18 protein-coding genes and 1 tRNA gene are annotated in these 22234 nt (G+C 50.7%); 15 read left to right on the forward strand and 4 right to left on the reverse strand.

What is annotated here, in order from left to right:
* Positions 1-54: 54 nt before the first annotated feature.
* Positions 55-1071: a tetratricopeptide repeat protein gene (locus ACEW81_RS09995; protein ID WP_373532838.1), complete on the forward strand. Its 1017-nt coding sequence runs from the start codon at positions 55-57 to the stop codon at positions 1069-1071.
* A 102-nt stretch (positions 1072-1173) separates the two neighbouring features.
* A complete protein-coding gene (locus tag ACEW81_RS10000; RefSeq protein ID WP_373532839.1) occupies positions 1174-1383 on the forward strand; it encodes a hypothetical protein in 210 nt (69 codons plus the stop codon).
* Positions 1384-1525: 142 nt separating this feature from the next.
* Here ACEW81_RS10000 and ACEW81_RS10005 read toward each other — a convergent pair whose 3' ends face one another.
* Both ACEW81_RS10005 and ACEW81_RS10010 read right to left on the reverse strand, forming a co-directional pair.
* Positions 1526-2269: a class I SAM-dependent methyltransferase gene (locus ACEW81_RS10005; RefSeq protein WP_373532840.1), complete on the reverse strand. Its 744-nt coding sequence runs from the start codon at positions 2267-2269 to the stop codon at positions 1526-1528.
* Positions 2270-2656: 387 nt separating this feature from the next.
* Positions 2657-3691, reverse strand: coding sequence for a hypothetical protein (locus tag ACEW81_RS10010; protein WP_373532841.1), 1035 nt, complete (start codon positions 3689-3691; stop codon positions 2657-2659).
* A gap of 344 nt (positions 3692-4035) precedes the next feature.
* Between ACEW81_RS10010 and ACEW81_RS10015 the strand changes: the two genes are divergently transcribed.
* Genes ACEW81_RS10015 through ACEW81_RS10025 form a run of 3 tightly spaced genes read left to right on the forward strand, consistent with a single transcriptional unit; the run spans position 4036 to position 6482 of the window.
* Positions 4036-5349: an LCP family protein gene (locus ACEW81_RS10015; RefSeq protein ID WP_373532842.1), complete on the forward strand. Its 1314-nt coding sequence runs from the start codon at positions 4036-4038 to the stop codon at positions 5347-5349.
* Between the two features lie 35 nt (positions 5350-5384).
* Positions 5385-6194 carry a hypothetical protein gene (locus ACEW81_RS10020; protein ID WP_373532843.1) on the forward strand — a complete coding sequence of 270 codons (810 nt, stop codon included), beginning with the start codon at positions 5385-5387 and terminating at the stop codon, positions 6192-6194.
* Positions 6195-6206: 12 nt separating this feature from the next.
* Positions 6207-6482, forward strand: coding sequence for a hypothetical protein (locus ACEW81_RS10025; RefSeq protein WP_373532844.1), 276 nt, complete (start codon positions 6207-6209; stop codon positions 6480-6482).
* On the opposite strand, the gene ACEW81_RS10030 is transcribed toward ACEW81_RS10025, so the two are convergent.
* Complete coding sequence (locus ACEW81_RS10030; protein ID WP_373532845.1) at positions 6479-9103, reverse strand: CHASE2 domain-containing protein; 2625 nt, start codon at positions 9101-9103, stop codon at positions 6479-6481. The genes ACEW81_RS10025 and ACEW81_RS10030 overlap by 4 nt on opposite strands.
* A 262-nt stretch (positions 9104-9365) precedes the next feature.
* On the opposite strand from ACEW81_RS10030, the gene ACEW81_RS10035 reads away from it, so the two are divergent.
* A complete protein-coding gene (locus ACEW81_RS10035) occupies positions 9366-10007 on the forward strand; it encodes a type II toxin-antitoxin system RatA family toxin (RefSeq protein WP_373532846.1) in 642 nt (213 codons plus the stop codon).
* A 24-nt stretch (positions 10008-10031) separates the two neighbouring features.
* Complete coding sequence (locus ACEW81_RS10040; protein ID WP_373532847.1) at positions 10032-10853, forward strand: type III pantothenate kinase; 822 nt, start codon at positions 10032-10034, stop codon at positions 10851-10853.
* Positions 10854-10891: 38 nt separating this feature from the next.
* On the opposite strand, the gene ACEW81_RS10045 is transcribed toward ACEW81_RS10040, so the two are convergent.
* Positions 10892-12244 carry a FliI/YscN family ATPase gene (locus tag ACEW81_RS10045; RefSeq protein WP_373532848.1) on the reverse strand — a complete coding sequence of 451 codons (1353 nt, stop codon included), beginning with the start codon at positions 12242-12244 and terminating at the stop codon, positions 10892-10894.
* A gap of 210 nt (positions 12245-12454) precedes the next feature.
* Between ACEW81_RS10045 and ACEW81_RS10050 the strand changes: the two genes are divergently transcribed.
* The 8 genes from ACEW81_RS10050 (at position 12455) to ACEW81_RS10085 (ending at position 22098) form a co-directional block, all read left to right on the forward strand.
* Positions 12455-12531 (forward strand) — tRNA-Arg (locus ACEW81_RS10050).
* An 89-nt stretch (positions 12532-12620) separates the two neighbouring features.
* Positions 12621-13025 (forward strand): nucleotidyltransferase substrate binding protein, encoded by a 405-nt coding sequence (locus ACEW81_RS10055; RefSeq protein WP_373532849.1) that lies wholly within the window; start codon positions 12621-12623, stop codon positions 13023-13025.
* Between the two features lie 2 nt (positions 13026-13027).
* On the forward strand, positions 13028-13351 hold the full coding sequence (locus ACEW81_RS10060) for a nucleotidyltransferase family protein (RefSeq protein WP_373532850.1): 324 nt from the start codon (positions 13028-13030) through the stop codon (positions 13349-13351).
* 594 nt (positions 13352-13945) lie between these two features.
* On the forward strand, positions 13946-14323 hold the full coding sequence (locus ACEW81_RS10065; protein WP_373532851.1) for a type II toxin-antitoxin system death-on-curing family toxin: 378 nt from the start codon (positions 13946-13948) through the stop codon (positions 14321-14323).
* A 982-nt stretch (positions 14324-15305) separates the two neighbouring features.
* On the forward strand, positions 15306-16841 hold the full coding sequence (locus tag ACEW81_RS10070) for a type I restriction-modification system subunit M (protein ID WP_373532852.1): 1536 nt from the start codon (positions 15306-15308) through the stop codon (positions 16839-16841).
* Positions 16838-18049 carry a restriction endonuclease subunit S gene (locus ACEW81_RS10075; protein WP_373532853.1) on the forward strand — a complete coding sequence of 404 codons (1212 nt, stop codon included), beginning with the start codon at positions 16838-16840 and terminating at the stop codon, positions 18047-18049. Before ACEW81_RS10070 ends, ACEW81_RS10075 begins: the two co-directional genes overlap by 4 nt.
* 35 nt (positions 18050-18084) lie before the next feature.
* A complete protein-coding gene (locus tag ACEW81_RS10080) occupies positions 18085-21462 on the forward strand; it encodes a DEAD/DEAH box helicase family protein (protein ID WP_373532854.1) in 3378 nt (1125 codons plus the stop codon).
* Positions 21463-21876: 414 nt separating this feature from the next.
* Positions 21877-22098 carry a hypothetical protein gene (locus ACEW81_RS10085; protein ID WP_373532855.1) on the forward strand — a complete coding sequence of 74 codons (222 nt, stop codon included), beginning with the start codon at positions 21877-21879 and terminating at the stop codon, positions 22096-22098.
* Positions 22099-22234 lie beyond the last annotated feature (136 nt).

The raw sequence follows: 22234 nt of genomic DNA on the forward strand, positions 1-22234 counted from the left end.
GCGATAGTTTTGACCAGTACTGTGCTGGCCGCTCAGCTGCCTGGAGCATGGGCCATGAGTCCCATGGTTCAATCGCCTGCCTACCAACAGGCCAGCGACCTGATTGCCAGCTCGGAATATTTGCCTTTGAGCCGGGGTTCGGCCTTGTTGTCTCGGGGTAAAACGGCGGAATCGCTCAACGACTTGATTATGACCGTGGAACAAAACCCGGTGAATATTTTGGGCTTGTACCATTTGGGGAACGCTTACTTTGAGTTGTCTCAAGAGGCGGACATCCCCGAGCAGCGAGCGGTTTTTCTGGAGCAGGCCCAACAGGCTTATGAGCGGGTGGCCAACCTGAACGACGATTTGACGCTGATCTACTTTCGTTTGGGTAAAATCGCCCTGCTTAAAAACAATACAGAAGCCGCCAAGCGGTATTATCAACGGGGCATTGAAACAGACCCCCGCAATGCGGCCCTGATTTTTAATCTGGCTCGGGTTTATGATCAGACCGGCGAGCGGCAGCAGGCCATTCGTTATTACCTGCAAACTGTGGCGCAGGATCCACAATTTGTATTTGCCTACAATAACCTGGGCTTGCTGTACGAGGATGAAAAATCCTTTAATAAAGCGGAAAAAGCCTATCATCAGGCCCTTAAAAAAGATGCTCGCTACAATCTGGCCCGGTTGAATCTGGGGAATATGTACGCGGTTCAGGGCGATTACCGTCGGGCGGAAACGGTTCTGAATCAGGCTCAGGCCCTGGAGCCGGAGAATGAATGGGTTTACTATTATCTGGGCAATCTGCGTTTGCGGCAGGGGGCTTACGATCAGGCGGTGGCCGCTTATACCCGTGCCCTGGAAATTAACCCGCAGCATTCCACCACCTATTATTTACTGGCGGTTTCCCTCAGCCGACTGAAACGGATGGATGAGGCGTTACAGGCCAGTCTGGGTTATATGCGGCTGGAGCCGGAGGGCGAATACGCCAAAGAAATGAAAAGCCTGATTATGACCGTGAAGCTGTCTCAGAATCCGGGGCTTCGCTATCAGCTGTTGCCATTGGGATCGGTTCAAGTTCAGCCTTGAAGGGCGTTCCTAAAGCGAATTGAGCTGGAAAGTACCCGGTTGCCGAATGGATTCCCGATCGGTCATTTGCTATGCTGAACGGGCCAAAAGGGAGAATGGCTCATGGCTTTTTCAACATTGAGCGCCCAAGATCGTATGCACCATATTTACCAGAAGCTTCAGGACTCTATTGAAGATGAGAACGTGGTGGGGGAAATAATGGTGGATATTAAAACCCTGCTGTCTCAAGCGGTTGCCGAAAGAACGGGCACCAACCGGAATATCGATCAGGTGTCTGAAGTGTTTGGAAATGCCTGGTGGAATCGGCGCTAGGGGAGGCCCGCAACGCTCGTTTGAGATTTTTCGAAATCATGCGCCTTAATAATGCCCGCCGGGTCAAAACGCACAGGCTTTGCTGTTTGAGCGGATTGGCATGGCTCAGAAATGTCAACAAGCTGCTGACTAAAAGCCTCTTTTAGGAAGTGACCCTGCTTTGCGGGTTGGTGAACACAATGTAGGATTTGGTCAGTCCAAAGCTTTTTTCTTTGTAGAGCTGGCCCTCCGGAAAAAATTTGCGGAACTTGGCTTTGCCCAATAGTCGCACGGCCTTCACCCGTTCCATGCAGCGCTCCCACGATTCCTGAGGGCCACGCTGGAATTTTTGAAAGCGAAGGCGGGTTTTCCAGGCATGCATGGTGCGCTGGATGCCGCCCCCGGTCAGGTCAAAGTAATACAGCAAAAAGGCTCTGGCGTATAAGGGCATGAACTGGAAAAAGGGAAAGTAAAAATGGGCCTCAATGGGAAACATGATATTGGGGGTTTGCACAAAGTAGGCCTTGCCCACCCGAGCAATTTCATGGGCCATTTTCCACTGTTGCCAGTCATCGCCCACATGCTCAATCACCGAATTGGAAAATACAATGTCAAACTCATGGTTTTTAAAGCGGGAAAGATCGGTGGCATCTCCGGCCAGACTGGTGAACATGGGGGAGTTGATGGGGTAGGCCTCCAGGTTTAACAGGGTGATATGGATATCTCGGGGGTTTTCAAAATTCATGGTTTGCCAAAAGCTGGGGGTGCCCCCCACGTCCAGAATATTCAGAGGTCGGGGGAATTGATCCAGCCACTGTTTAAAAATGGCGAACCGCTTGCGCCGCAATTTCCAGGCCAAGCTGCCTGTGTGGTACGGATCCAGAAACTTTTCTCTCAAAAACAGCATGGTCTTGTCCCCCCTTTATGTACCTGCATGTGCCTGCCCTGACATTTTTTGAATGCTGAATTACCGCCAGTGTCCCGGTTGGGCCAGCGCGACTTTTGCGAAATCATCAATCTTTGTTGACATTGAATTGGAGCGCCGAAATTTTACGGGCCTCAATCCGCCGTTCACTATCCCCCAGACTGATGATCGCCTCAACACCATTTAAAGCGAATTCCACTGATTTTGTGGGAAAGGCATCAAAAATGATATTACACAGTTGGGTAACCGGTGTGGCGTTTTGCTGAGCGTGTGGTGGGGTGAATGGGTGTTTATTGAAACGTCCGCTACCCTGACCGTACAACACGGTTTGGATAGCGGACGTTATTCAGGCTGGATGATTAAATGGGCCTAGTCCTGAAACAGCCGTCTGAATTCCGGGGTGATGTTGTGGAATTCCAGCTGGTTGCTTTTTTTATTGCGAGCCACAATACCCAGTTGGCAAGCGGCTTGAGGCGCTTCCGCACTGGCCTTGGGGGCGTGTTTTTTCAGGGTTTTGGCAATGTTGTTCATCATTTTAAAAAGCTGAACCCCGTAGCTGGTGCGCTCCAAATCGTCTTTGGGCTTTAATGCCAAGGGAATGGAGTGTGCGTTTAGCATCACCGAATCAAACTCATCTCTGGAAAATTCAATGGAATCCTTGGGCGGCTTTTGGAAGTTTTTAAACAGGTTATTGGCCGCCGATTTCAAGGATGCTTTTTCCGGCTGTCCCTTGGCGTAAAAAGGGTCCAGCGCACTGGCGGCGAAGACCCAGCCCGGTTCCAGCAGTTTCAGGCCAAAGGCGGGAGGGGTGCCACGGGGTAAATCGCATCGTAACACGGTTTCAGCGTAAGCCACATGGGTAACCGGGTGCTGGGCTTTGTGCATAATCACCGCGCTGGGCATTTCAATGTCCTGTAAAAATTCATCCTGCCCCCGATAGGCCACCAAGCCCAGCGGTTGCGTGTTTTTCGCGTCCAACGCCCGGAATTTGGAAATAAGGGCGTTGCCCGCTAAATAAAGCTGCTTTTGGGCTTTAATGGGATCTTTTTCCAGTGGCACATCCAGAAACGGTTGCAGTTTTTGGGCCAGTGCCTGAGTATCCTGTGGGCTGGCGGCCAAAGGCACGGTGGCGTTTACCGTGCAAAAGGCAATGACTTTTTCGGTTAAAAAATCCAGCGCTTTATTGGGTTTGGCGCTTTGGGCGTTTGCGCTGGTTGCTTTTGTCAGGTCGGCCTTGTTTTTAGCATCTGCCGGTTTGGCCTGGTTGGGGCGCAAGGTGGCTTGAGTGCTTTGGATAGATCGCCGCTCAGGTTTTGATTTTCCGTGCAACCTTGCCGTTAAAGCGTTTTTAGGCTTTGCCAGCTGGTAAGGTTGATTAATTGACGAATTATTAATAATAGACATGTTAAAACCCCCACTGAGAACTACTATGAAACCGGAATTTAACGTATCATGTCATAGACATAAAGCCAACTAGCCGCAGTGGTTTAAAAAAGCGCCGTGTCCCCCGGTTTTGGCAATTTGGGTCAAGCTTTGGTTTTTGATTGATGACATAGGGTTCTTGCCGACATGATAGACAGAGACTACAATTTGGTAAGATACGCCTGTGTTGTTTGAAAATCCTGAGTTCAGGCACACCTCCGCTCTCCCGTTTCTCTTGTGGTTCGTATGAGTAAATCCGCTTTGAGATGCCACCCCACGCTCCGATTTCAGACATCCTGTCCAGCAATGCTTCAAAGGTAGATGACGTGACCTCCGTTCAAACGCCCCCGCCCCCCAAGATGTTTCGCAAGCCCTTTGCCCGCAAGCGCTCCAGAATTCCGATGCTGTGGCTGGTTATTGCCTGTGGCGTGATTTGCGCGGCCCTGATTTTTGCGGGCATTAAGCTGTTTAGTACCCCTTGGGTGCTGCGTAACCCGGTCTCGCAAGAGCCGGTTTTTTCCTGGCAGGGTTCTCCCGGTCAAAAAGTCATTTTGGTGATGGGGGTGGACGCTCCCAATCGTCATATCGGCAAACAAAACGAAAACGCCTTTGACGGCACCCGAACCGATACCATGATGCTGGTGCGGGTGAACGCCGATAAAAAGCAGGTGTCGCTGGTATCCATTCCCAGAGACAGCAAGGTGTATTTGGCGGGCAACCGGGGCGTCGATAAGATCAACGCCGCTCACGCCTTGGGTGGCCCCGATTTGGCGGTGCAAACCGTTCAGGATTCTTTTGGTATTCCCATTGATAGCTTTTTGGTGATCAACTTGCGGGGGGTGCGGGACCTGGTGGATTCACTGGGTGGAATCGACCTTTATATTGAAAAATCCATGCACTACACCGATAACACCGCCAAACTGTTTATTAACTTCGAGCCGGGTCAGCAGCATTTAAATGGCAAGCAGGCTGAGGCGTTCTTGCGGTTTCGGCACGATCAACTGGGCGATATTGGCCGTATTCGTCGCCAGCAGCAGTTTATTTCCGCCGTGTCCAAAAAGCTGCGGGAACCGGGGGTGGTGTTTAAAATTCCGGCCATGGTGCAGTTGGCCAATCAGTATTTGGAAACCAACCTGAATGCCAACGATTTATTGACTCTGGCCTTTTTTGGCAAGGATTTAAACCTGAACAGCCTGCGAACCGCCACCTTGCCGGGACATCCGGGCGGCTCCCGAGTGAGCTATTGGGTCATTGACCCTGAGCCTGCCCAATTGATTCTGGATCGTTTGATTCTGGACAATCCCCAGCCTTTGTTCGGGGAAGGTCGCTCTACTGGAAAAGCACTGACGCTGGGCCTGTATTACGACCCCGCACTGGCCAAGGCGGTTCCCGCGCTGGTTAAGAATTTGGAAGCCAAAGGGTTTGATGTGGTGTGCAAGGACAGCCAACGCCGCAGCAGCACCCAGATTATTGAACATACCAGCCGGGTGACCGATAGCCTGACTGAAACCCTGAGAACCGCAGACGCCCGACTGGGCAAGGCCCGCTTGATCTTTGCGCCTGTGGGGACTACATTTGAAAATAACGCCTGTAGCACAGGTGAAGATTACACCCTGATTCTTGGAGCGGATAGCCGCTAGTCGCATTCGTTTTAAATGCCCGGAGTAACTGAGACATGTTTTTCCCCAATCGTTTGAGTCGTATGGCCGTTGCCTGTTCCGCCGTTGCTTTGGCGGGTACTGTTGTTTTAATGAGCGTGGCCCCGGCTCAAGTGGGTCCGCAACCGCCGCAACCCAAACCGGCTCAGGAAAACGGGGTGTCCAAAATGCTGGGCAAGTTTATCAAGGGCAAGCAAAGTAACCCGGATGAAGATGCTGACGGGGAGGATCAAGGTCCTCAACCGGCCCTGCGAAAGCCTGCCGCTTCTGGCCCCTCCTTGTCTGGCCCGCCTTCCTTGCAAAGTGGCCCTACTCATGAGCCGTTGCTCAGTCAGCCCCCCTTAACCAACGTTAAAATTGAAGAACCGGAAGTGGATGGGGTGAACCCACCCATTCTCAGTCATCCCAAGCTGGATGATCCCACCAACCCGCTGGGCTTTGCCGATGCGGAAATCAAGTTGAAGCGCTACATTGGTTTGAATGACGCCAAGCGCTTTCAGGAAGCTCGCTTGGGGCTGATGCCTTTGCGCCAGTGGTTGATTGACCTGACGGAAGCCCATATTGGCCTGTATAAAACCCTCAACCAGATTCCCTCCGCCAAAGGGCAAGCCGAACTGGAGAAAGAGCTGGCCCTGCAATTCGCCCAGCTCCGGGATCGGGCCATGATGGAGATGGCTCGGGTGTACATTGCCGATAAAGATTACGGCAAAGCGGTGAAAGAACTGGCCGAAGTGGTGAAATCTCAGCCCAAAAGCCGGGTGGGGTTGCGCTCTTATGAGATGCTTCAGGAAATCGGCTTTACCGAAAAGCTGCAACTGGCTCAGTAGAGAGATTGACTGATGACGGGGGGCGCGGCATATATCCTGAAGGGCCATGGCAGTATTCATCCGGCTTGGGTGCGGGATTGCTTCTGTTTGTTCCGGGATCGGGCGGTGAATATTCGCAAGCTGGTGCTGTTGAGCAATGGGCAGGCTGCCTGCTACGCCATGCTGGAAATTCACTTTGTGTTGTCTCCCGATGAATTGGCCAAAGCCGATCCGGCCTTGTTTCTGGCGGACTTGCAAACGGTTATGAATGCTCAGCAGTGGCAGGATCAGAGTTTAACGGCGGTTTAGTCCGGCGTAGTAGGCTGTTGGGTGTCTAGCATCATGTCTTCTACCCCTTCCACCCCATAAATTTGCAGGGTGTGGGTGAAGCCTTTTACTTGAATGCGTCCCAGATTTTTGGCCTGTAAGTGTTGCTGGGCCAGCTCAAAGGTGCGCGCGCTGATAATGATGGGCCATTGGGCCACTCGGGTGTAGGCTTCCAGTCGGGAGCCCAAATTAACGTTGCTGCCCATTACCGTAAAGTTTTTGATATTGCGGGAGCCGAAGTTGCCCACAAACATTTCACCGCTACTAATGCCAATGCCCTGGGCCAGCGTTTGGCGGCCTTCTTTGGCCCAGTTTTGGTTGAGGACTTGTAGTGCGTTTTGCATTTGCACGGCTGTTTTGCAGGCCATTTTGGCGTGATCCGGCACGTCGGTGGGGGCGCCGAAAAAGGCCATGATGGAGTCGCCCATGTATTTATCGTAGGTGCCGCCGTTTTTCAACACAATCTGAATCATCACCTCAAAGTATTCGTTCAGTTGGTTCACCATTAGTTCGGGGTCCGTATTTTCAAACTGTTGGGTAAAGCCTTGCAAGTCGGAGAACAGCACGGTCAGTTCTTTTTTGCCGCCCTTCAGGTTGTCCATGGCTTTGGCCGGATTTTTCACGATTTCGCTCATGATTTGGGGGGATACATAGTTGGAAAACACGGCGGTGAGGTGGTGTTTTTCCTGATCGTGGATGTAATAGCGGTACAGGGTGGCAGAGGTCATGGAGCCACCCAGCACCACACTGGGCAAAATCAGGGTGCCCCATAGCCCAAAGTATACAAAGGCCATCAGGTTGCCCAGCCAGTACAGGGTAATCAGGGTCATCCCAGCCGCAAAGCCAATGGCCAGATTGTCAAAGGTAATAATGGCCGCCCCAATGGCGATGGCCAGTATAATCACCAGCCCCCATTGCCAGCCCCAGGGCACTTCGGTGACAAAAACCCGATCGTGCAAAAACATATCCAGCGTAGAGGCCACGATTTCCGGCCCAAAGGTGGTGTTGTTGACCGGGGTGCGATGAATGTCGGTGAGGGTGTCCCCGATAATCACAATTTTGTCTTTAAAAGAAAATGGGCCACTCTCGTTCATAAAGGGAATGTTGCGCATGCGGGAGCGGGCATCCGGGCTCAAGGCTTTGCCTTCGGCCAGATTCAGCACATCAATCATGGAAACCTGACGGTAGAGATGGCCGCCGTTCAGCATGGGGTTGTTGCGATCGGCCCGCACCTGCTTGAGGCTGTTTTGGATATCCGGGAATTGACTGACATCAATATGTTCATCCCTCAGAATTTTTTCCACCAGCAGGCGGGGGTTTCGCCAGTTCACCATGACTTTATGGCCTTGGTAGAGCGGAATGGCCCGATCATCCAGATACAAAAATCGGGGAGAGTAGGCCATATGCTGAATGTCCAGTAAATCCAGGGCGGGCCGAATGCCCAGATAGGTGTAATAATTGCCGCCATAGCCCTTGTAAAGGGCGGTGATACTCCGAAGGTAGGCATCTTCATCATAGTCCACCGAGGAAGAACCCATGCCGCTGAGGTGGGGAATCAGGCTGGGAATGATGGGCAGGGTGTGGCAGTAAGTGCTGTTGCGTTGAATGGCATCCGGGATGGGTTGGGTTGGGCTGAGTGGCAAGCGCTGCTGGATGAGTAAATTCAGAAAGGCTGGATTGTTGTGGTAAGCCCGCTGGTAATTTTCGTGCAGGCACAGTTGGCTAAAGGCCCGTTCCACCATGTTTTGGTAAGTTTCCGGGGTATAAGCGGGAATGGGGGTAAGGGGGTGATTTCCCCACGTGCGGTTGTGTTGCGCGGTTTCCCGGTTTAGGCTTTGGGTAATTTGGGCCAGCGGGCTGATGGGCGCTCCCTTGGCTGGCGGGGGATGGGTCTGGGATAACGGCCAGAAGAAGGGGCCAGCGCCAATATCCAGCGGGCCAACCGTTTTCCATGGCATAAAGCGACTGTTGATGTTGGCCAGATACTGTAAATACGGGGTAAATACCCCTTTTTCCATAAAAATATCCAGCCCATAGGCTGCTTCGTTGTTTAACAAGGGTTGCAGTTGCTCACGGGAGAACGGTTCTAACTTGAGGTGCATTTGAGCGGCGCTGTAAACGTAGGGGGTTTTGCTGACCGCGTTGGCCAGCGCCGCATCACCCGGCTTGGGATCTTTAAACTCCAGGTCAAACACAATGGCTTTGACCTCTTGCCGGTTTAAATAGCCAACCACGTTGGCCAGCCGGTGTCGGGGCAGCGTTTTGTGCAGTCCGGCCTCCGGGTGCAGCCGGATGTATTGATCTGTATTGCCATCAATGCCCAGAATGACGATATTTCGATCGGGGGTAAGGCTGGGGTGATTGTAATTATTGACCCTGTAGCGCATTTTAAGGTCCAGCAGCCCGGCTTCCAGACTGTTGATCGGTGCGTAATGAAACAGCAGCAGGGAGAGGATCAGCATCATTACGCCGCTGCACAGCGCCCAGAAAAACACTTGCCAGAAAAACCCCTGCTGAAAAAACAGTTGCGCATAGCCCTGGCCCAGCATGGGCACCAGCGCTTTTAATCCGGATTTTTGGGGGGCGGTTGAAAGGGGAGGCATGCCTTTATTGTAGTTGGCTGAGAGGCCTGACAGGCCACAGTTCGGCTCAGGTTCGCCCATTTGAAGGAGCTTGGTAATCGAATGGTGTGGCTGAGCATGGCGGAACTCTGGCCATTGGGTCGATGGTATTCATGCCATGTCTATTGCTACAATGGGAATATTGCAGAGAACCATTGAAGCGCCGAAGCGCCAAGCCGGTAAAATCAAACCGTTAAGACCGAAACAATAAGACTGAATTCAGTAAGAAATGAGGCCGTTTATAGTGCCCACTCGAACCCGTTTAAAAAGTTTATGGCCCGCCGTCCAAACATTGGGCGAGCCTGTGGCCTTTCAAAAAGCAATCATTGTTTCGGCCATGGCGGCCTTGGCTTTAATGGCCCCGGCTTACGCTGATTCTGAGAATTTGTTAATGGTTTCCGTTGCGGCAACGCCTCATCAGGGTGCGGCTAAAACCGTAAACGCCCGGGTGCTGATTCAAGCCCCGCCTGCCATGGTGTGGGATATGCTGACTGATTACCCCGGCTGGGCCGCTATTATGCCCTGGTATGACAAAAGCAGGGTGCTGAGCGTCACCGGCCCCAGCACCCTGATGGATGTGGTCATGCGGGTGGCTAATTTCTTGCCCACTTATAAATACCGGGTGCGGGCTCAGGAAAACAAGGCCCAATATCAAATTAATATGACCCGCATTTCCGGCGATTTTAAATCGCTGAAAGCCAGTTATAAACTCACCCCTCAAAACCGGGGGGCGGCCACCTTGCTCACTTATCAACTCAATCTGGATACCGGCTTCAGTATGCCGGGGTCTGTTTCTTTAATTCGGGCCAATACGGAAAAATCCATGAAAGCCTTTGAAAAGCATGCCGAACAAGCCTTTCGCAAGGGCCAGATTGGACAGCAGTAGGGCTTCGGGCTATGATATTTTGCTATGAATCTGCTCGCCGTTGATATTGGTAATACGGATATCAAGTTTGGGATTTTTCGGGATGGTTTGCTGATCGAGCAATGGCGCGCGACCGGCACACGAACGCATCCTGAAAAATTTAGCGCCCTGTTGCGTGACAGTTTAGCCCGAGTGGGGGTTCAGTTTGGGGCGCTGGCCTACACCAGTGTGGTGCCGGATGTGGAGTCCGTGTTTCGCAAAACCATTCAGTACTGCTTTAACTTGCCGGATCACCGTATTTTTTCAGTCGATTTGGCTAAAGTTCGGCTGCCGCTGGATTTTAGCCGGTATCCGTCGGGCCAGCTGGGGATGGATCGCCTGGTGAATGCCTGTAGCGCAAGGCTGCTGCATCCCAACACCCCTTTAATTGTTGTGGATTGCGGCACGGCCACCACCTTTGATTTGGTCAATGCCGAGGGGTTGTATCTGGGTGGGGCCATTGCCCCGGGTTTCAATACCTTTGGGGCCAGCTTGCCGGAAAAAACCGCCAAGCTGCCCTTTATTGATGTGACTGGCAAGCAGGCCAGCGACATTGGCATGGGTCTGAACACGGTGGCCTGTCTGGAAGCGGGGCTGGTCATCGGGTACCGGGGGTTGATGAAAGAACTGCTGAAGGCATCCATTGAGCTGCTGGATGCCCCCGAGTTTATCACAGTGGCCACCGGGGGATTGTCTGAAACGGTGATTCGACTGTGCGGGCTGGAAAGTCGCTTTCAGGAACGAGATACCGCTTTAACCCTGAAGGGATTGGCCCTGTTGTACGCCTATAATCAACAAAGCACCGCCTTACCCGCTCAGCCCGAGTAGAGCGCCCTTTTGCCTGATGAAAACTGGGTGCTTAAGTCTTAAAACTGGACGTCGCCCATCATCTCTTTAAGCTGCCCCAGGGTGGCATCCATGGTCACGTCATCGGCAATGCGCTGGCGCAGGAAGTTATCGATTTCGGGCATCATGCGAATGGCGATATCAATTTTGGGGTTGGAGCCGTGCTCGTAGGCCCCCACATCAATGAGATCCCGGGCGTCCTGATAAACGGCCATCAGTTCCCGCATTTTACCGGCGGCTCGCATATGCTCCTCATCGCAGATTTCGGTAAACAAACGGCTGACGCTTCCCAAAATATCAATGGCCGGGTATCGGTTTTGGGCCGCAATTTTTCGGGAGAGAAAAATGTGACCGTCGATAATCCCCCGCACGGTATCTACCACCGGGTCGTTAATGTCATCGCCTTCCATCAGTACCGTGTACAGGGCGGTAATGGACCCTTTTTCGGTAATGCCGGTGCGCTCCAGCACTTTTTGCAACCAGGAGAAGATAGAAGGCGGGTAGCCTTTCATGGTAGGAGGCTCGCCAATGGCCAAGCCCACTTCCCGGCCGGACATGGCGCACCGGGTGACCGTATCGGTCATTAAAAACACTTTTTTGCCCTGATCTCGAAAGTACTCAGCCACCGCTGTGGCGGTTTGCAGGCATTTCATCCGCAGCAGGGGCGGTTGATCGCCGGTGGCGCAAACCAGCACCGAGCGGGCCATGCCTTCTTCGCCCAGGCTGTTTTCCATAAATTCCTTAACCTCACGACCCCGCTCACCAATCAGGGCCACCACGTTGACGTCGGCTTCCGAGTTGCGGGCGATCATGCCCAGCATGGTGGATTTCCCCACCCCGGAACCCGCAAACAGCCCCATGCGTTGCCCCGCGCCCATGGTTAACAGGCTGTCCACCGCTCGAACCCCGGTAAAAAAAGTGTTTTTAATAATGGGCCGGTGCAGGGGATCGGGGGGGGAGGCTTCAATATTGACGTAAATGGCCTTGCTGGTGTCCAGCGGGCGGCCGTCCATGGGTTCACCCAGGGGGGAAATCAGTCGTCCCATTAAAAAATCGCCCACCGGTACCGTAATGGCCGAATTGGTGGTGGTGACCCAGCTGCCTTGCGAGATGCCGGTGCCGTCGTACAGCAGCAGCATTTGGGCGGTATCGCCCTTGAAGGCAACCACTTCAGCGGCTTTGGGTTCCCCATCGGCGCTTTCGATAAAGCACAAATCCCCGATTTTCAGCTTGGGCAGTTGGGCCTCAATGGTCAGGCCCTGCAACCGGGAGACTCGGCCCTTGTACTTGTACAGGTCGGTGCTATACAGGATTTCCCGGATGCGAGAGCGGGTTTCCTGCAGCGTATGGTCGGGAATCAGGGAGTCGGCCATGGCGGGTGCTCCGGGTTGATGCGGGTACCTTTTATTTCTATTGTAGCTGTTTTTCAGCAGAATGCGGCGCTGGGGTCTGGCGTTGGGCTGTGGGGAGGAGGCGAGTGGGTTTTTTGGAGCAGATTTGGGGGCGGCCCTGTAAAAATGTGATCCCAAGGGGTTGCGCTTCGGCTATGTTTCTTTCAATATATGGTTCTAGTCTCACCGTGTGCGCTCGTAGCTCAGTTGGATAGAGTGCATGGCTACGAACCATGAGGTCGGGAGTTCGAATCTCTCCGAGCGCACCACTCAAATTTTCTCGAAAATGACCCAATTTGGGTCATTTTTAGTAAGCTAATGATGGTTCTACTCGATTTGAGAGAGGGATCTCAACCTCATGGAAGATATTCGTTGGAAGCAGCGTTTTGAAAATTACGATAAGGCGCTCCGTCGTCTGCAAGAGGCCCTGACTGCGGTTGGAAAAGAACCTAGCAACCACTTATATGAAATGGCCACCATTCAGGCTTTTGAGTTTACTATTGAGCTGGGTTGGAAACTACTGAAGGATTATTTGAAATTTCAGGGCATCCAGGAAGTTACCTTACCCAGAGATGTGGTTCGCCAAGCTTTCCAAGCTCAGTTGATTACAGACGGGCAGACCTGGATTGAAATGCTGGAAGCTCGTAACAAAACCTCCCATACTTATGATGATGCTCAGGCGGCCAAAATTGTTCAGCAGGTTCGACAGAATTTTTTGCCTGTATTCAAGCAAGCCCATGCTTATTTTCAGGAAAAGCTCTAATCGTGCGCTTTGGCTTGCCTGATTTGACCATTGAGCAAATTAGGTCCTGCTTTGCCCAGTACCCAGATATTGAATGGGTCAAAGTCTATGGCTCTCGATCCCTGGGAACCCATCAGCCAGGCAGTGATGTGGATTTAGTCTATGCAGGACCGGTAGATCATAGTGCTAAACTGTCTAGCTATTTAGAGGAAGCGCTAACCCCCTATCTGTTTGACGTGACTTATTACAATGACTTGCAAAGCGAGAATTTGAAGAGCCATATCGACCGTGTTGGACAGTTTCTGTTTACACAAGAAGACTTAAAACTTGCTAATCGGAAGGATTAGAGCCAAAATAAAGAGTTATGAAGATTCATGTTTACGAACCATGAGGGCGGAAGTTCGAATCTCTCCGAGCGCACCACTTTAAAAGCCTCTCAAAACACCCGTTTCTGGGTGTTTTTTAGTTTTTGGACTGACTCAGATAGGCTTTCAAGTGTATGACCTCATAAAAACCACAATTCACAAGGTTTTCCAGAACCGCAAAATTTCACAAAAATACTCATTTTTAGAGTTCATGGCCATACACCATGAACTCTGTCAAAAATTTCTTGATATGACAGTGTTTCAGCCAAATGAAAAAGCCTCATTTCTTAATTTGTCGTGAAATGTCAAGATGAATCTTGAAAGCAGGGATAACATAGGTTAAAGTAAGTTTATGGCTACACAAAGACAAAAATTTTCTACCCAGGCAGATCCTGTTTTATTGGCCGAGTTAAAGACATTGGCTGAGCAAGAGGGTCGGCAGTTTCAAGCTGTGATAGAAGACGCCATGCGGCTTTATTTGGAAACCAAAAAATCAGATAAACCACGCAATCAAGTGATGGCTCATTTTCAGAGCAGCTTGAGGAAAAACAGTGAACTGGGTCGGCTACTTGCCCAATGAGTCATCAGTTCCCAACTTTGCAAGAGGCGCTTGCGATTCATCGGCTTCTGATTGCCGAGTTTGGTGGACATTCGGGTGTTCGGGATATGGGCGCTCTCGAAGCAGCCTTGTTTCGGCCTCAGCTTGGCTATTACGAGGGGCTGATTGAAGAAGCTGCCGCTTTAATGGAGAGCTTGGCCAATAATCATCCCTTTATTGATGGCAATAAGCGTGTTGCGTTTTTTGTGACTGATACCTTCTTGCGGATGAACGGTCAATATATAGACTGTGACAACACCAAGGCTTATCAGGATTTTATGAACTGGTTTGAAACAGGCCAATTCCGTTTTGACAAGTTGCTCTGGTGGCTGAGTTCCGTTGTAAAACACCTGTAAAGCTCGTACAGAAGAGGCTGTTACTAAGCTTTGATTCTTCGGTTCGGGCTTTATATTCCTCGTATATTGAGAAAATCAATAAGATTCATGTTTACGTTATGGGGCATCTTGATGGACATTACCAATATTGTCAGTCTATGAGTTGCAATTACGGTACTTGGTATTTCCCTTTTAACTTTTTGAAGAGAGGAATAAGAGGTTATGAAAAAATTACTCGTCCTGGTTTTTATGACTTTAGCAGCTGCAGCTGCCTGGAACTTTTATAATCACCCAAACCCAGATCCCACGACAAATTTCATAGGTTATCTCCTCTGTGTGTGGTTATTTGTGGATAAAATCCAGGATATGACCTTAGAGGAAGATAAACGTTATCCTAGAAGTAGGTTTTAAGTCGTCATCATTAAATTACGGTGTCAATTGACTCAAAATTCAGTCTTTTTTCACATCACTCTTTACTCAAGGGCCGATAGAGGCCCTTGAAAAGTTGTGTAAATCAAAGGCGCTAGGGCCATCTCTACAGTCAGGAACTTTAATCTTTTCAAGCGCACCACTTTTTAATGAAATCAGCCTTTGGGGCTGATTTTTTGCTTTATAATCTGCGGTGGTTTCTGGAGCGGTTTGCAACGATATCTCTGGTGAATTTGAAGCACGCCATGCTGTTAATCCCAATTGAGAATTTTGCCAAACGGCGCTTGAGGGAATAAAGCGGCGGGCTGGAAGAGGGGCTTTCTTCTGGTACTGGGCCTTGGGGATGTCATTCGGGAGGCGCTGGCCCCATTGGGGAAGCAGATTCCATTCGCTTGTGTTTATGGTTGGATAATGATTGGAGTAAGCCCGCCCAACGGCAGGAGTATTCCTGGACCTCTCCGGATGGGAAGCGTAGCGCTAAAAGATATCGCCCGTGGCTTGGCTGATTGGAGCGCTGCCTCCCCCCTTCTCCTCCGGCGTTGACGCCAAAATTTTAGAGAAAAGGATAGCTTCCATGCTCAAGGATATTCAAAATCAGATTGATCAAATCTGGAACGCGTTTTGGTCGGGCGGAGTCTCCAATCCGCTGGCCGTGATGGAGCAAATTACCTATCTCCTGTTCATCAAGCGGCTGGATGAACTGCACACGCTGGAAGAAAACAAAAGCCGCACGCTGGGCACGCCTATGGAGCGCCGTATTTTCCCTGAAGGCAAAGACACTAAAAATCGGGAGTATGAAGATCTGCGGTGGTCCAAGTTCAAAAACTTTGAACCCCGCGAAATGATGACTGTGGTGGATGAGCATGTGTTCCCCTTCCTGCGCTCGTTGGGGGAAGAAGGTTCCAGCTACGGCGTGCACATGCGGGATGCCCGGCTGGGGTTTTCCAATGCGGGTTTGCTGGCCAAAGTGGTGGAAATGCTGGATAAAATCCCCATGCAGGACCGGGACACCAAGGGCGATGTGTATGAGTACATGCTGAATAAAATCGCCAGCGCTGGCCAGAATGGGCAGTTTCGCACCCCCCGGCATATCATTCAGTTAATGGTGGAACTGACCCAGCCCAAGCCCACCGATACCATTTGCGACCCGGCTTCTGGTTCCTGCGGGTTTTTGGTGGAAGCGGGGGAATACCTGCGCAAGCGGAACCCGGAGCTGTTTCGGGATGAAACACTGCGCAAGCACTTCCACGAGGGGCTGTTCCACGGGTTTGATTTTGACAGCACCATGCTGCGCATTGGCACCATGAACATGGTGCTGCACGGGGTGGAAAACCCCACCATCACCTACCGGGATAGTTTGGCAGAAGAGCATGGCGAGGACGCGGGCGCTTACTCCCTGATTTTGGCCAACCCGCCCTTTGCCGGATCGCTGGATTATGAGTCCACGGCCAAGGATTTGCAGAAGATGGTGAAAACCAAGAAGACGGAGCTGCTGTTTTTGGCCCTGTTTTTACGCCTGCTGAAAACCGGCGGGCGGGCGGCGGTCATCGTGCCGGATGGCGTGCTGTTTGGCTCTTCTAAAGCGCACAAGGATTTGCGCAAAATGCTGGTGGAGGAGCATAAACTGGATGCCGTGATCAAGCTGCCATCCGGGGTGTTTAAACCCTATGCCGGGGTGTCCACGGCCATTTTGATGTTTACCAAAACCGGGGTGGGCGGCACCGATACAGTTTGGTTTTATGATGTGCAGGCCGATGGCCGTTCTCTGGATGACAAGCGCACCGAATTGCTGCCTGAGGACAAGCTGGGAGCCACCCCCCAGACGCCCCTGACCGCAGAGGAGCATGAGAAAAACAACTTGCCCGATGTGCTTAGCCGCTGGTTTGAGCGCACCACCGCCGAGCAGGACAACCCCCGCACCGCCCAAAGTTTTTGCGTGCCGAAGGCCGACATTGAGACCGCCGGATACGACCTGAGCCTGAACCGCTACAAAGAAGTGCAGCACCAAGAAACCCACTACGACCCGCCCGCCCAAATTATTGCGGAATTGAAAACCCTGGAGGTTGAAATTACCCAAGGCTTGGCTCAGCTGGAGGCAATGGTGAAGTGAAAGATTGGCCGTTAGTTTCGTTAGGTGATATTTTTGAAATTGCTCGGGGTGGCTCACCAAGACCTATCGATAAGTTCATCACAGAAGATATTGATGGCATCAACTGGATCATGATCAGCGATGCCTCCGATAGATCAAAATACATCACCAAAACAAAAAAACGTATTCTGCAAAGTGGCGTTAAAAACTCTAGGATGGTTTATCCAGGAGATTTCCTGCTAACAAACTCTATGAGTTTCGGCAAACCCTATATAATGCAAACCACTGGTTGTATTCATGATGGATGGCTTGTCTTTAGTAACAAGAAAAAATTAGCAGATCCAGATTATTTTTATCACTTGCTAGGGTCAAGCTTAATTTATTCAGAGTTTGAAAGACGTGCAGCGGGAGCAACAGTAAAAAATTTAAATATTGACTTGGTTCGAAGTGTTGAAATCCCCTTGCCGCCGCTGGCGGAACAAAAGCGGATTGCGGCCATTCTGGATCAGGCGGATGCCCTGCGCAAAGCCCGCCGCCGGGCCATTGAGCGCTTGAACGATCTCTCGCAATCCATTTTTTATGAGATGTTTGGGGATCCGAGTCATGCCAAGGAAAGCTGGCCGATTCTCGAACTAAAGGATGTGGTAAAAACACGAACAATAGTTACTTACGGTATCGTTCAGGCTGGAGAAGAGTTTCCCGGCGGGGTTCCGTATATCCGAACAGGAGACATAGTGAATGGGGAAATTAGACAGTTAGGACTTAGGCATACAGATCCAGAGCTTGCAGCTAAATTTGAGAGATCGCGCGTTGAAGCTGGCGATATAGTCATGAGTATTCGTGCTACAGTTGGGACAACAGCATTCATACCTGAGAACCTTAATGGTGCCAACCTCACACAAGGTACTGCAAGAGTTGCGCCTGGTGAAAAAACCAATGGTACTTATTTGCTATATTACTTGAGATCTCCATCGACACAGGGTTGGATTGAAAGACAAGTAAAGGGTGCAACCTTTCGAGAAATTACACTTTCTAGACTTCGAGAACTTCCCGTATTAGTTCCACCCATGAAGCTCCAACAATCTTTTGGAAAGAAAATATCTTTAATTGAAAACATTAAAAAGAATGCTCTAGCCAATTCTGACAAAATGGAAAATTTATTTTCCTCCCTCCAGCAACGGGCGTTTCGGGGAGAATTGAGTGGCGTTCGGGAAATGGCTCAGCTATAATAATGGGTTAACGCGTTTCGTGGATGGGAAGCCTCATGTCTCAGTTCTCTTTTCTTCAAGTGGAATTTGCGGAAATTTATGAACACGCCCGCAAGGCGGAAACACTGGCCCTGTCCGATCCTCGCTCTGCCTGCTTTTACGCCCGGCTGACTCTGGAAATCAGCGTGCAATGGCTGTATAAGCACGATGGTAGCCTGCGCTCGCCCTATGAAACCAATTTGTCCGCCCTCATTCATGAACCGACCTTCCGCAAACTGGTCGGCGATGGCTTGGTGACCAAAGCCCGCATTATCAAAGACTTGGGCAATCTGGCCGTGCATGAAACCAAGGCCGTCACGCCCCAGCGAGCCGTCACCAGCCTGCGGGAACTGTTTCATTTTTCCTATTGGCTGGTGCATACCTACGCCAAAGGACAAAAACCCTCGCCCGCCATTGTTTTTTCTCCAGAGAACCTGCCCCAAACGGAGCAGGTGGAATCCAAACGGCTTCAGGAAATCGCCAAGCGAGTGGAAGAGACCCGCAAAGCCCGAGAAGCAGCAGAACAGGAACGGCTCAAAGTGGAGGCCGAGCGGCTTTCCCTGGAATCGGAACTGAAGCAGCTGCGGGATGAAATTGCCAAAATTAAAAAGGCCAACGCCGCCACCCCGGACACCCACAACTACAACGAGGAGCAAACCCGAGACGCCTTTATCGATTTGCTGTTGCATGAGGCCGGATGGCCGTTGGATCAGGGCCGGGATCGGGAGTTTCCGGTCACCGGCATGCCCAGCAATTCCGGGAACGGCTTTGTGGATTATGTGCTGTGGGGCGATGATGGTCGTCCTTTGGCTGTGGTGGAAGCCAAGCGCACCCGGCGGGATGCACGGGCGGGGCAACGTCAGGCGGAACTGTACGCCAATTGTCTGGAGCAGCAATTTGGCCAGCGCCCCGTGATTTATTACACCAACGGTTATGAACACTGGATGTGGGATGACCGACGGTATCCACCAAGACCCGTACAAGGTTTTTATAAAAAAGACGAGCTGGAATTACTCATGCAGCGGCGGGTCACGCTGCGGCCGCTAGCCCCGGAGAATATTGATCCGGCCATTGTGGAGCGATTCTACCAGACTCGAGCCATCCGCCGGGTGTGTGAGGCGTTTGAAACGGATCATGATCGCAAAGCCTTGCTGGTGATGGCCACGGGTGCAGGCAAAACCCGTACGGTCATTGCTTTATCGGATTTGCTGATGCGGGCCAATTGGGCCAGACGTATTTTGTTTCTGGCGGATCGGGTGGCTTTGGTCAATCAGGCCACCAATGCCTTCAAAAAGTTTTTGCCCCAGGTGTCCCCGGTCAATCTGGTCACGGATAAAACCGCGCAAGGCCGGGTGTATGTCTCCACTTACCCCACCATGATGAGCCTGATTGATGAGATGAAAAGCGGCACTCGCCGCTTTGGGCCCGGTCATTTTGACCTGATTATCATTGATGAGGCGCATCGCTCCATCTATCGTAAGTACAAGGCTATTTTCGATTATTTCGACAGTCTGCTGGTCGGCCTGACCGCCACCCCGCGCGATGAAAGCGAACGTGACACCTATGCGCTGTTTGATCTGGAAACGGGCGTTCCCACCGATGCCTATGAGTTGGATGATGCGGTGAAAGATGGTTTTTTAGTGCCCCTTAAAGCCTCATCGGTGCCCTTGAAGTTTCAACGTCAGGGCATTACTTATGATGATCTCTCACAGGAAGAAAAAGAGGATTGGGATGCCATTGAGTGGGATGATGACGGCAATGTGCCTGATCGGGTTGAAGCCGCCGCGCTGAACAAATGGCTGTTCAACAAGGACACGGTGGATAAAGTTCTCAAACATTTGATGACCCACGGCATCAAGGTTGCGGGCGGCGACCGGCTGGGTAAAACCATTATCTTTGCCAAAAATCATGACCATGCCCAGTTTATTCTGGAACGCTTTGATGTCAATTATAAGCACTTTAACGGCCAGTTCGCGCGGGTCATTGATTTTCAGACGGAATACGCGCAATCTCTGATCGATGATTTCTCCACCGCTGATAAAAACCCGCACATCGCCATCTCGGTCGATATGCTGGATACGGGCATCGATGTCCCGGAGGTGGTGAATCTGGTCTTCTTCAAAATTGTGCGCTCTCCCACCAAATTCTGGCAGATGATTGGTCGGGGCACGAGGCTCTGTGAGAATTTGTTTGGCCCAGGCCAGCACAAGCAATTTTTCCAGATTTTTGATTTTTGCCAGAATTTCGAGTTTTTCAAACAAAATCCTGATCTCTCCCAAGGCAGTTCCAACGCCTCGCTCAGCCAGAAGTTGTTCATCAAACGGGTCGAGCTCATCGAAGCGATCGACGGGCGTGAGCGTGTTGAAGATTCAAAACTGGGGGAAGTCCGGGGCGAAGTGGCCCAAAGATTGCGTGACGAAGTGACCGCCATGAGTCTGGATAATTTTGTGGTTCGCCCTCAACGCCTTTATGTGGAGAAGTTCCAAAAGCAAGATGTTTGGGAAAATCTCGGCCAAAATGATCGTATAGAGCTTGTGGAGAATATCGCGGGTTTGCCTTCAGCGCTTGTGGATGATGATCTGGCGGCAAAACAGTTTGATTATCTGCTTCTCAGAACCCAACTCGCCCTGTTGAAGGCCCAAAGTTCTTTTCAAAAGCTGAAGAAGCAAATCATAGAAATCGCCGGTCTGCTGGAAGAATTGAGCAATGTCCCCATGGTGGCGGCGGAGCTAGAACTCATTTTGGAAATTCAAACCGATCTTTACTGGCAAGACGTAACGGTTCCCATGCTGGAGACAATTCGAAAGAGACTCCGATTACTCATTAAATTGATCGAAGTAAAGCGTCGGCAGTATATTTATACCGACTTTGAAGATGAAATTGGCATTTCCGTGGAGGTTGAGTTCAAAGATGTTTCTGTCGGAACCGACATGAATCGATTTCGAATGAAAGTCAGGCATTTTCTGCGTGATTATGAGGCCCATCCCTCCATCCGAAAAATAAAAGACAATGAGCAGTTTTCGGAAGCGGATAGCGTTGACTTGGAGCATATCTTAATTGAAACAGGCACTGCTGAAGCCGAAGAGATACACAAGATACAAGCAGAGGGTGGCTTAGGGCTATTCATGCGAGAGTTGACCGGCTTGAATCGGGAAGCTGCAAAACGAGCCTTTGATAACTTTTTGAATGGCCGATCCTTGAACGCAAACCAGATTGAATTTATGAATATGGTGATTGATTATCTGGTTGAGCGTGGCACAATGGCTCCCAAAAAACTATATGAAAGTCCGTTTACAGACATAAACGCCTTAGGCGTGGATGGTGTGTTTGATCATCCAGATGTCGCCGAACTGGTCAGAGTGCTTGACGATGTTAGAAGAAGAGCAGCAGCTTAATGAACACTTATGTGAAAGGTAAAAATCTCGTCAGAGGGTCTCGCAGTTAACAACCTTGAGGCCGGGAGTTCGAATCTTTAAGAGTGCGCCAATTATACTTCTACCTTCAAAGTACACACCCCTGATAAGGGTGAGGTCCCGTGTTCGAGTCACGGATGGCCCACCATTTTCTGAAACCAAGCACCGTAAGCCTTCGGTCAATCCGGAAGGTTTTTGAGTTTCTTCAAAATTGCCGATTATAGTCGTTGGTGTGGTGAGACTACTTCCTTTTAGCCTTGGATTGCTTGGCATTTGACTAATTTATTGTGCTAAGTAGTTTTTAGCCGAAGTAAATGGTTTAAATTCAGGATAGTGACTCGAATGTATTTTCGTGATTTAAAGAATAGGTAATGGCTGGATGGAAATCCCGTAGAGATGTTTGTACCACCAGACTTCTATCATATTGGCTCGTTGGGTAGTCAAGTTCCAGATTTGATCGAAGACTTGAAAGAGTTTGATCCTAAAAAAGCCCTCGCCATTCTTGCTTCTCTTCTTGTACGTCAAGAATATCAACCAAATACCCTTAGACTTGAAACCCTTACCCACTTAGTAACTGTCTACTGCAATGGTAAACGGCCACCCAAAAAAAGAGACTGACAGGCGCCCGAAATTTAGAGCCAGTTGAAACTAGAGATTTTCCCGTATTACCATGTCGTCAAGGAGAATCTCGAAATGAAAGCCAGTCGATTTACAGAGGAACAAATTGTCCGAGCCTTAAGAGAAGTGGAAACTG

Source organism: Vampirovibrio sp. (assembly GCF_041737375.1).
GTDB lineage: Bacteria > Cyanobacteriota > Vampirovibrionia > Vampirovibrionales > Vampirovibrionaceae > Vampirovibrio.